Consider the following 9,365-nt stretch of genomic DNA (forward strand, 5'->3'; position numbering starts at 1 on the left):
CGAACGGCCGCCCGGTGAACCGCGCCAGCAGCGCCGCGGCGGCGGCCGGGCCGAGCTTGCCCGGCACGGCGTTGTGCACGAGCGCGCCGAGCGCGGTGGCGTGGTACGCGTCCGCCCAGCGCACGCGCGCCGGCGCGAGCGCGGCCCGCCACACCAGCGCCCGCAGCGCCGGCAGCGCGGCGGTGATCCCCGCGAACGGGACGAGCCAGCGGGCCTGGGCCGGGAGCTCGCGGGCGAACGCGCCCAGGTCGAAGCGCGGGGCCAGCGCGGGCGCGCCGCCGCGCCACTCGGGCCGGAAGAACACCAGCGCGACGAGCACCGCCCCGCCCGCCGCGGCGGCCGCGAGCACCACTCCCCGTCCGGCGCCGCCCCGCTGCGACATGCCGGCAAGGTCGTCATCGCGACGGCCCGCGCGCCCGGGCCCGGACCGCGTCCCCGTGCCCAACCTTCGGGCATGCGCCTGAGGACGGACGGAGTGCTGGCGAGCGCCTTGCCGGTCGCGCTCGGGGTGGCCCTGGGCGGCCACCTCTCGCGCCGGCTGCGCCGGCAGCAGCTCGCCCGCCGGTTCATCCGCCTGGCGGACGACGTGCCGCTCGACGTGCTGCTCGAGCGCGAGGTGGGCGTGCCGGTGCGCGAGGGGAACGAGGTCGCGCTGCACGCGGACGGCTCGATCTTCGACGCGCTGGAGCGCGAGATCCGGTCCGCGCGCGAGTCGATCCACATCTGCGAGTTCATGTGGCGCGGCACCGGCGATCCCTCGGACCGGATCGGCCGCGCGGTGCTCGAGCGGCGCCCGGGCGTCGCCTGCCGGATCGTGCTCGACTGGTTCGGCTCGAAGCGCTTCGACCCGGCGCTGGAGCGCCGCCTGGTGGCGAGCGGCTGCGAGGTCCGGCGCCACGCGCCGCTGCCCGACCCGTTCCGCTGCAACCACCGGCGCGTGCTCGTGTTCGACGGGCGCACCGCGTTCGTGGGCGGCTTCGGGATCTGGAAGAGCTGGCTCGGGAACGGGGTGGGCGAGGAAGGCTGGCGCGACACCGCCGCCCGGGTGCGTGGGCCGGCCGTCGGCGATCTGCAGCGCGCCTTCGACGACAGCTTCCAGGCGGCGGGCGGCCAGCCGCTCCCCGCCGCGGCCTACCCGCGGCTCGCGACCGCGGGGCCGCACCGCGTGGCGGTGGTCGCGTCCACGCCCGCCTGGGCCCGCGCCACCCTGGCGGCGCGGATGAGCTACGCGCTGCTGGCGTCGGCGCGCCGCCGGCTCTGGATCGCGAACTCCTACTTCGTGCCCGATCGCTCGCTCCAGGACGTGCTGCTCGCCCGCGCGCGGGCGGGGGTGGACGTGCGCGTGCTCGCGCCCGGCCCCTGGCACGACGTGCCGCTGGTGCAGGCCGGGCAGCGCCGGACCTACCGGCGGCTGCTCGCGGGCGGGGTGCGGGTGTTCGAGTACGCCGCGTCGATGATGCACGCGAAGACCATCCTCGCGGACGGCGCCTGCGCGATCGGCTCGACCAACATGGACTCGCAGAGCCTCTCGTTCCTGTGGGAGACGTCGATCGTGACCGACGCGCCCGAGGCGGCGGCCGGGCTGGCGCGGCGCTTCGAGCTGGACCTGACGCGCTCGTACGAGATCGAGCCCGGCGCGTGGCGGCGGCGGCCGGCGGCGATGCGGCTCCGCGAGGCCGGCGCCGCGGTGGCCGAGCCCTGGCTCTGAGCGATCCGCGCCCCGGACGCACGACGGCCGGCGCCGCGTCGCCGCGGGCCGGCCGTGAGCGTCCCGGAGGACGGAGCGGCTAGCGCTTGGAGAACTGGAAGCGCTTGCGGGCGCCCGGACGGCCGTACTTCTTGCGCTCGACGGCGCGCGCGTCGCGGGTCATGAAGCCGGCCTTCTTGAGGACCGGGCGGTACTCCGGGTTCAGCTCGACCAGCGCGCGGCTGATGCCGTGGCGGATCGCGCCGGCCTGGCCGGAGAGGCCGCCGCCGGCCGCGTTCACGAAGACGTCGAGCTTGCCCATCTGGTCGACCAGCTTGAGCGGCTCGACCAGGATCATCTTCGAGGTCTCGCGGCCGAAGTACTCGTCCATCGAGCGGCCGTTGATGGTGATGTTGCCCGTGCCGGGGACGAGCCGCACGCGCGCGACCGCCTCCTTGCGACGGCCGACGGTCATGTTCGCCTGGGTAGCCATGTGCGATCGTCCTTACTGAGCGAGGCTCAGCGCCTCGGGCTTCTGCGCCGCGTGCGGGTGCGTGTCGCCCGCGTAGACCTTGAGCTTGGTGAGCATCTGCCGGCCCAGGTTGTTGCGGGGCAGCATGCGGCGGACGGCGTTCTCGATGATCTGCTCGGGGTGCCGCTCGCGGAGCTTGTTCATCGGCGTCTGCTTCGCGCCGCCCGGGTGCATGGTGTGCGTGAAGAAGACCTTGTCGGTCTCCTTGTTGCCGGTGAAGCGGACCTTCCCGGCGTTCACCACGACCACGAAGTCGCCGGTGTCCATCGAGGGGGTGTACGCCGGCTTGTGCTTGCCCTTGAGGATCGAGGCGATGCGGGTGGCGGCGCGGCCGACGGTCAGGTCGGTGGCGTCGACGACCCACCACTTCCGACCGTTCAGGGCCTCTGCGCGGGTGGCGCTGTGCGTGGTGCCTTTGGACATGGATAAACCTGCGGAATCCCGAGTTTGGAAACGCGCCTTTTAGAGGACGCGTGCCCCGTTGTCAAGCGTGATCGGACCCCTGTCCTGGCACCCGGCACGCGAGCCGTGCCTCCAGCCGGAGGGGAGCGGAAAGCGGCGGGCAATCTAGCGGCTTCGGGGCTTCCCCACAAGACCTCGCTCGCCGCCCCGGCCGGCGGACGCCGCGCGCCGGCGCGCGGCGCACGTTGCGCTCGGGGGAGGGGCGTATGGCCGATCGGCGGATCGGGGCGCTGGGCGCGGTGTTGCTGCTCGCCGCGTGCGGGGGCGGCGGGCGGGGCGGGGGGACGGCCGATCGGGGTCCGGTCCCGGCGGTCCCCACCCCACCGGTCGTCACCCCTCCCCCGACCGGCGGATCCAGCCTCCCGCCGCGCCTGGGGGTGTCGTTCACCGCGACCGGCTTCCGGTTCCTCGGGATCGGCGCGGACGGGACCGCCTACGCCGTGAACCTCTCCGGTCCGCCGCGGATCCACGCCAGCACCGACGGTCGCACCTGGACGCCGCGCGGCCCGACGCCGGGCGGCCGCGGGATCCGCGTCTTCACCACCCTCTCGGGCGGCGCGCTGCTCGCCGACACGGCCGACGCGACCGGCCACCTGATCTCCCGCTCCGGCGACGGCGGCCGGACCTGGACCGACGTCCTCTCGCTGGGCGACTACCGCATGCTGACCCCGGGCAGCGTGGCGGAGCTGGGCGGCGAGACGTTCCTGCTCGAGTACCAGTCGTTCACCGGCGCCAGCGTGCCCATCCGCCTGTGGGCGAGCGCCGACGCCGGCCTCACCTGGTCGGTGCGCGCCGAGACCTCCGAGCACCGCCACGGGCACGGCCTGCTCGCCGACCCGGCCACGGGCGCGCTCTGGCTGTTCTACGGGGACCGGGCCGGCGGCGCGTACCTCTCCTTCGACGGCGGCCGCACCCAGGCGCTGGTGCGCGGCCCGCTCGAGGGCGGCGTGCTGGTCCGCGCGGTGGCGACGAGGGACGGGCTGCTCGGCGGCATCGACTCCCCGTACATGCTGGTCGAGCCGCGGGTGATCACGCTGTCGCTCGGCGGCGCGTACGCGGCCGGCTTCCGGCTGCCCGGCCCGAGCTACTCGGCGCTCGCGCTGCGCGGGGGCGGCTACCTGGTCGGCGCCGCGCACGAGCCGGGCGGCGACGTCTACCCGGCCGGCGACGTGTCGGCCCATCTGTTCGCGTCCGCGGACGGCGACGCCTTCGACGAGGTGTTCGCCTGCCCGCGGCTCTCGCCCGACTCGACGGCGCGCGCCGACGCGAACTGGCAGCTCGCGAGCGGCGAGGTGGTGGTGGAGGTCCAGAACTGCGAGGGCTTCGGACCGGGCGGCGCGGGGTACGTGCTGCTCGCGCCCTCCGCCGGACCCTGACGGTCAGCGGCCGCCCAGGCGGGCCCGCAGCGCGGCCATGACGCTCTCGGTGTGCGCCGCCACCTCCTGCGGCGGCGCGGCGAGCGCGGCCGGGTCCACCTGCTCGTGGGCCGCGGCGGGCAGGTCGTCGAGGAAGCGCGACGGGGTGCGGGGCAGGAGCTTCCCGCGCTTGGAGCGCGCCGCGACGCGCGTCAGGTAGAGCCGCTCGCGCGCGCGGGTGATGCCGACGTACGCGAGCCGCCGCTCCTCGTCGAGGTCGCGGGCCTCGCCCTGGATCCCGGCGCAGGGCAGGTAGTCCTCCTCGACGCCCACCAGGAACACCACCGGGAACTCGAGCCCCTTCGCCGCGTGCAGCGTCATGAGCGTGATCCCGCCCTCCCCGGCCGGATCCTCCTCCTCGCGCGAGTCGAGCGCGAGGCGCTGCAGCCAGGTGGCGAGCGAGGGGCGCGCGGTGCGCTGGACGTAGCCGTCGAGCGAGCGCAGCAGCCCCTCCAGCGCGTCCACCCGGCGCGATCCCGCCTCGAGCGACTGCACGCCGGCGCGCACGTGGCTGAACAGGTCCACCTCCGCCACCAGCGCGCGCGCGGCCTCCGACACCGGCCCCTCGCGGAAGCGCGCCTGGAACCGGTCCACCAGCGACACGAACGCGGCGACCTTCTCGGCGGCGCCGCGCGGCAGGTCCGGGATCTCCGCCGCCCGGCGCAGCGCCTCGAGCAGGTGGAGCTTCCGCGGGATGGCCCAGTCGTGCACCCGCTCCATGGACGTGTCGCCGATCCCGCGCGGCGGCACGTTCACGATGCGCGAGAGGGACACGTCGTCCTCGGGCTGCACGCAGAGCTTCAGGTACGCGAGCAGGTCGCGCACCTCGGAGCGGTCGAAGAAGGCGGGCCCGCCGTGCACCTTGTACGGCATGGAGCCCTCGCGGAACGCCTCCTCGAACGGGCGCGAGAGCGCGTTCAGCCGGAACAGCACCGCGAAGTGGCTCCAGGGCCGGCCCTCGCCGCGCTGGCGGGCGATCTCCTCGGCCACGAACCGCGCCTCGTCCTCCTCCTCGGGCAGCGCCACCACGCGCACCGGCTCGCCCGGGCCGTCGGCGGTGAACAGCGCCTTCGGCTTGCGGGCGGCGTTCTTCGCGATGACCGCGTTGGCGCAGGCGAGGATGTGGCCGGTGGAGCGGTAGTTCTGCTCGAGGCGGACCTCCTTCGCGCCGGGGAAGTGCCGCTCGAAGCGCAGGATGTTCTTCACCTCGGCGCCGCGCCAGCCGTAGATGGCCTGGTCGTCGTCGCCCACCGCGCACACGTTCCGCCGCTCGCCGGAGAGCAGCTTCAGCAGCTCGAGCTGGGCGGCGTTGGTGTCCTGGTACTCGTCCACCAGCAGGTACCGGAAGCGCTCCTGGCAGCGGGCGCGCAGCGCGGGGTCGTGCGCCAGCATCGCCACCGGCCGGGCGATGAGGTCGTCGAAGTCCACCGAGCGCATGGCGCGGAGCGCCTTCTCGTAGCGCGGGTACACCTCGGCGGCGACGAGGTCGTAGTCGTCGCCCTGCCCCGCCTCGCGCGGCACGATCCGCTTCTTGCCGGCGTTCTTCGCGCGCGACACGAGCGAGAGCACCCGGTGCGCGTCGAACTTCCGGTCGTCCACGCTCACCTCGCGCATGCAGCGCTTCACGAGCGCGAGCTGGTCCCCGGCGTCGCAGATGGCGAAGCGGCGCGGCAGGCCGGCCGCCTCGTGCTCCTGCTGGAGGAGCCACAGGCCGAAGCTGTGGAAGGTGGAGACGAACACGTCCACCCCGGGCGGACCCGCCAGCGCGGCCACCCGCTCGCGCATCTCGCCCGCCGCCTTGTTGGTGAACGTGACGGCGAGCACCTGCTCCGGGTCCACGCCCTGTACGAGCAGGTAGGCGACCCGGTGCGCGATGACGCGGGTCTTGCCCGAGCCCGCGCCCGCGAGCACCAGCAGCGGGCCCTCGGTGGTCATCACCGCCTCGCGCTGCGGCGGGTTGAGGGTGGAGAGGTCGAGCATGGCGCGGGGCCGCGTATCTGGCACGCCCACGGGTCGCCCGCAAGACTTGAAAATCCCGGCGCGGCGCCGGGCCCGCGCCGTCGCGCGGCGCGCAACCGTGAGTTCCCCGTTTTGCCGCACCGGGGCGGGCCGCGGCCGTTAGGAGTACGCCGGTCCACACACCGGAGGTCCCCCCACCATGATCCGTTTCCTCGAGACCGACGACTCCTCCACCCGCCTGTTCCAGCGCGTCGTGCTGGGCCTGGTGATCTTCCCGCACGGCGCCCAGAAGCTCCTCGGCTGGTTCGGCGGCCGCGGCCTGGAGGCCACCCTCACCGGCTTCACCACGGGCATGGGCCTGCCCTGGCTGCTCGCGCTGCTCGTGATCCTCGCCGAGTCGGTCGGCGCGCTCATGCTCGTGGCCGGCGTGCTCTCCCGGCTGGCGGCGCTCGGCATCGCCTCGGTGATGGTCGGCGCCATCGTCACCGTGCACGGGCAGCACGGGTTCTTCGCGCCGGACGGCTTCGAGTACCACCTGCTCGCGCTCGGCCTGGCGCTGCCGCTCGTCGTGACCGGCGGCGGCCGCCTCTCGGTGGACCGCGCGCTGGTGCGCCGGCTCTCCGCCGGGCGCGCCCCCTCGGCGCTCCCGGCGGCAGGCTAGGCGTCCCGGCGTCAGGCGCCCGGGGTCTGCAACGTCGCGCTCACCGCGGCCCCCGGCGCGCCGGCGCCGATCCGCCCGAGCGGCGCGGCCACGCCGACGGCCACCCAGGCCCAGAGCGACAGCCACACCGCCAGGATCAGCAGGCTCCCCAGCAGGTCCATCAGCCTTCGCCAGCCGTCGGCCTTCGCGGCGCGGGGGACGGTCGGATTCGCGGAACGGGCCATGGCCTCTCTCCTTGTAACCGGCATACCGGGCGTATAACCGGCAAACCGCGTTTAGATGGTTACAGCTTGACCCTGGCCATCTAACCTGTCAAGTGGCATCATGCAGGTTAAAGGAGCCTCCGTGACCGCGTCCGTGACCCAGCCCCCCTTCCAGTTCGACCTCTCCGGCGGGCGCCTCTGCCTGGACTTCGCCAACACCGTCGGCGGGATGCGCGGGGTGACGCCGAGGGAGCGCCTGGCCGGCTACCCGGATCTCGTCGAGTTCGCGCGGCAGGCCGGCGCGGTGGACGACGCGCGCGCCCGCCGCCTCCTGGCCGAGGCGCGCCGGCGCCCCGCCGAGGCGGAGCGCGCGTTCGCGGACGCGATCGCGCTGCGCGAGGCGCTGTACCGGATCTTCCTGGCGCGGGCGGAGCGGCGGGCGCCCGCCGGCGAGGACGTGGAGCGGCTCTCGACGGCGCTGGGCGCGGCGCTCGCGCACCGGCGGCTGGAGCGCCGCGGCGACGCGTTCGCGCTGGCCTGGGAGGCGGATGCCGGCGCGCTGGACGCGCCGCTCTGGCCGGTGGTCGCCTCCGCGGCCGACGTGCTCACCTCCGGCGCGGAGGCCGACCGGGTGCGCGTCTGCGGGCTGTTCGAGACGCACGAGTGCAGCTGGCTGTTCGTGGACGAGACCCGCGCCGGCACGCGCCGCTGGTGCTCGATGCAGGACTGCGGCAACAAGGCCAAGGCGCGCCGCCACCACCAGCGCGCCCGCGAGCAGCGGGAGAGCTAGCCCGCCACGCCGTCACGCCAGCAGCAGCCAGGCCAGCCCGCCCAGCAGCGCGAACTTCACGGCGTAGTAGGTGGGCCGGTTCCAGGCCTTGAGCCGCTTGCCCACCAGCCGCACCTGGTAGACGCGCGAGAAGGCGCGGTTCACCCAGCCGATCTCCTCGCCGTCCTCGTTCCGGGTCCGGCTGGCGCGCATCAGGTGATCGCCGAGCCAGCGGTTCATCCGGCCGGCCGCGCGCCAGCGCATGGGCCGCTCCACGTCGCAGAACAGGATGATGCGCGCCTGGTCGGTCTGGTTCACCGCGTGGTGGACGTAGGTCTCGTCGAACAGCACCGCCTCGCCGTCGTGCCAGGCGTACGGCTCGCCGTCCACCACGATGCGGCACGCGTCCGAGCCGGGCGTGACCAGGCCGAGGTGGTAGCGGATCGAGCCCGCGAACGGATCGCGGTGCGCCATGAGCGTCCCGCCCGGCGGCAGGAGCGCGAACATCGCCGCGCGCACCCCGGGGATCGCCTCCAGCAGCTCGACGGTGCGCGGGCAGCGGGCGCGCGCCGAGGGGAGCGGCTCGCCGTACCACTTGAGGTAGAAGCGCTTCCAGCCGCGGCGGAAGAACGAGTTGAACCCCGCGTCCACGTGGCCGTCGGCCGCGCGGATGCGCTCCTCGGACTGGAGGCGCAGCGCCTCGTCGCGGATCTCCCGCCAGTGCGCCTGGAGCGGCGCGAGCGCGGGGAAGTCGCCGAGGTCGAGGAACGGGCGGCTCGGGACCGCGGACGCGAGGTAGACGAGCGCGTTCACGGGCGCGAGGAACGTCGAGTGGTCGGTGAGCTGCCGGAAGAAGGAGTGGCGGACGCGGCCGCGGAGGTGCACGTAGGCGGCGGAGCCGACCAGAGCACCGACGGCGCCGAGCTTCAGCACGAGGGCTGGGTTCACGGCCGCGTCTCTATGACGCGGGACGCGCGCGGGCCGCTCCCGGGCGGGGATCCCGCGGACCCGGCGCGCGCACCGCGCGCGGCGGGCGCCGCGGCGATCTAATGTGTCCGCGCGGCCGGGTGGGCGGCCCGGCGCGGGAGGGGCGGACCGTGCAGGCGCAGGTCGACGAGCGGCGGCGCCCGCCGGAGCGGATCCCCGCGGGCGTGTGGGTGCTGGGCGGCGTCAGCCTGCTCATGGACGTCTCCTCGGAGATGATCCACGCGCTCCTGCCCCTGTTCATGGTGACCGCGCTCGGCGCGGGCGCGCTGACGGTGGGCGTGGTCGAGGGGCTGGCCGAGTCCACGGCGCTGGTGGTGAAGGTGTTCTCGGGCGTGCTGAGCGACGCGCTCGGGCGGCGCAAGGCGCTGGCGGTGGCCGGCTACGCGCTCGGCGCCGCCACGAAGCCCCTGTTCGCCGTCGCGCCCTCGTCCGCGGTGGTGCTCGCGGCGCGGCTGCTCGACCGCGTGGGCAAGGGGGTGCGCGGCGCGCCCCGCGACGCGCTGGTGGCCGACCTCACGCCGCCGGCGGTGCGCGGGGCCGCGTTCGGCCTGCGCCAGTCGCTCGACACGGTGGGCGCGTTCCTGGGCCCGCTCGCCGCCACCGGCCTCATGCTGCTGTGGGCCGGCGACTTCCGCCGGGTGTTCTGGGTCGCCGTGATCCCGGGCGCGCTCTCGGTCCTGCTGCTCGCGG

At 75.0% G+C, this 9,365-nt stretch carries 11 protein-coding genes; 5 read left to right on the forward strand and 6 right to left on the reverse strand.

Going from position 1 to position 9,365, the window contains the following annotated elements; genetic code table 11:
• Window positions 1-382, reverse strand: a 382-nt coding sequence (locus tag PSR1_RS18945; RefSeq protein WP_193388387.1) for a lysylphosphatidylglycerol synthase domain-containing protein, incomplete at its 3' end; no start/stop codon positions are given.
• 72 nt (window positions 383-454) lie between these two features.
• Between PSR1_RS18945 and PSR1_RS18950 the strand changes: the two genes are divergently transcribed.
• Window positions 455-1,708, forward strand: coding sequence for a phosphatidylserine/phosphatidylglycerophosphate/cardiolipin synthase family protein (locus PSR1_RS18950; RefSeq protein ID WP_059438994.1), 1,254 nt, complete (start codon window positions 455-457; stop codon window positions 1,706-1,708).
• A 79-nt stretch (window positions 1,709-1,787) separates the two neighbouring features.
• Here the strand turns inward: PSR1_RS18950 and rpsI are convergent, their stop codons facing one another.
• Complete coding sequence (gene rpsI, locus PSR1_RS18955) at window positions 1,788-2,180, reverse strand: 30S ribosomal protein S9 (protein ID WP_059438995.1); 393 nt, start codon at window positions 2,178-2,180, stop codon at window positions 1,788-1,790.
• Window positions 2,181-2,192: 12 nt separating this feature from the next.
• Window positions 2,193-2,642 carry a 50S ribosomal protein L13 gene (gene rplM / locus PSR1_RS18960; protein WP_059438996.1) on the reverse strand — a complete coding sequence of 150 codons (450 nt, stop codon included), beginning with the start codon at window positions 2,640-2,642 and terminating at the stop codon, window positions 2,193-2,195.
• Between the two features lie 416 nt (window positions 2,643-3,058).
• On the opposite strand from rplM, the gene PSR1_RS18965 reads away from it, so the two are divergent.
• Window positions 3,059-4,057 (forward strand): sialidase family protein, encoded by a 999-nt coding sequence (locus PSR1_RS18965; RefSeq protein WP_237758151.1) that lies wholly within the window; start codon window positions 3,059-3,061, stop codon window positions 4,055-4,057.
• Between the two features lie 3 nt (window positions 4,058-4,060).
• On the opposite strand, the gene PSR1_RS18970 is transcribed toward PSR1_RS18965, so the two are convergent.
• Window positions 4,061-6,076: an ATP-dependent helicase gene (locus PSR1_RS18970; protein WP_059438998.1), complete on the reverse strand. Its 2,016-nt coding sequence runs from the start codon at window positions 6,074-6,076 to the stop codon at window positions 4,061-4,063.
• A 178-nt stretch (window positions 6,077-6,254) separates the two neighbouring features.
• Between PSR1_RS18970 and PSR1_RS18975 the strand changes: the two genes are divergently transcribed.
• Window positions 6,255-6,716 (forward strand): DoxX family protein, encoded by a 462-nt coding sequence (locus PSR1_RS18975; protein WP_059438999.1) that lies wholly within the window; start codon window positions 6,255-6,257, stop codon window positions 6,714-6,716.
• An 11-nt stretch (window positions 6,717-6,727) separates the two neighbouring features.
• Here PSR1_RS18975 and PSR1_RS18980 read toward each other — a convergent pair whose 3' ends face one another.
• Window positions 6,728-6,940, reverse strand: coding sequence for a hypothetical protein (locus tag PSR1_RS18980; RefSeq protein WP_059439000.1), 213 nt, complete (start codon window positions 6,938-6,940; stop codon window positions 6,728-6,730).
• Window positions 6,941-7,061: 121 nt separating this feature from the next.
• Between PSR1_RS18980 and PSR1_RS18985 the strand changes: the two genes are divergently transcribed.
• A complete protein-coding gene (locus PSR1_RS18985) occupies window positions 7,062-7,709 on the forward strand; it encodes an ABATE domain-containing protein (RefSeq protein ID WP_237758152.1) in 648 nt (215 codons plus the stop codon).
• A gap of 12 nt (window positions 7,710-7,721) precedes the next feature.
• Here the strand turns inward: PSR1_RS18985 and PSR1_RS18990 are convergent, their stop codons facing one another.
• Window positions 7,722-8,636 carry an aspartyl/asparaginyl beta-hydroxylase domain-containing protein gene (locus tag PSR1_RS18990; protein WP_059439001.1) on the reverse strand — a complete coding sequence of 305 codons (915 nt, stop codon included), beginning with the start codon at window positions 8,634-8,636 and terminating at the stop codon, window positions 7,722-7,724.
• 149 nt (window positions 8,637-8,785) lie between these two features.
• Here PSR1_RS18990 and PSR1_RS18995 point away from each other — a divergent pair.
• Window positions 8,786-9,365: MFS transporter (locus tag PSR1_RS18995; protein ID WP_152643383.1), on the forward strand; the 580-nt coding region annotated here is incomplete at its 3' end.

The organism is Anaeromyxobacter sp. PSR-1, assembly GCF_000964525.1.
GTDB lineage: Bacteria > Myxococcota > Myxococcia > Myxococcales > Anaeromyxobacteraceae > Anaeromyxobacter.

Bases quoted from the DNA above. Each gene is read 5' to 3' on its own strand.
- rpsI (WP_059438995.1), bottom strand. From the start codon at position 2,180: ATGGCTACCCAGGCGAACATGACCGTCGGCCGTCGCAAGGAGGCGGTC.
- PSR1_RS18970 (WP_059438998.1), bottom strand. From the start codon at position 6,076: ATGCTCGACCTCTCCACCCTCAACCCGCCGCAGCGCGAGGCGGTGATG.
- PSR1_RS18950 (WP_059438994.1), top strand. From the start codon at position 455: ATGCGCCTGAGGACGGACGGAGTGCTGGCGAGCGCCTTGCCGGTCGCG.
- PSR1_RS18975 (WP_059438999.1), top strand. From the start codon at position 6,255: ATGATCCGTTTCCTCGAGACCGACGACTCCTCCACCCGCCTGTTCCAG.
- PSR1_RS18980 (WP_059439000.1), bottom strand. From the start codon at position 6,940: ATGGCCCGTTCCGCGAATCCGACCGTCCCCCGCGCCGCGAAGGCCGAC.
- rplM (WP_059438996.1), bottom strand. From the start codon at position 2,642: ATGTCCAAAGGCACCACGCACAGCGCCACCCGCGCAGAGGCCCTGAAC.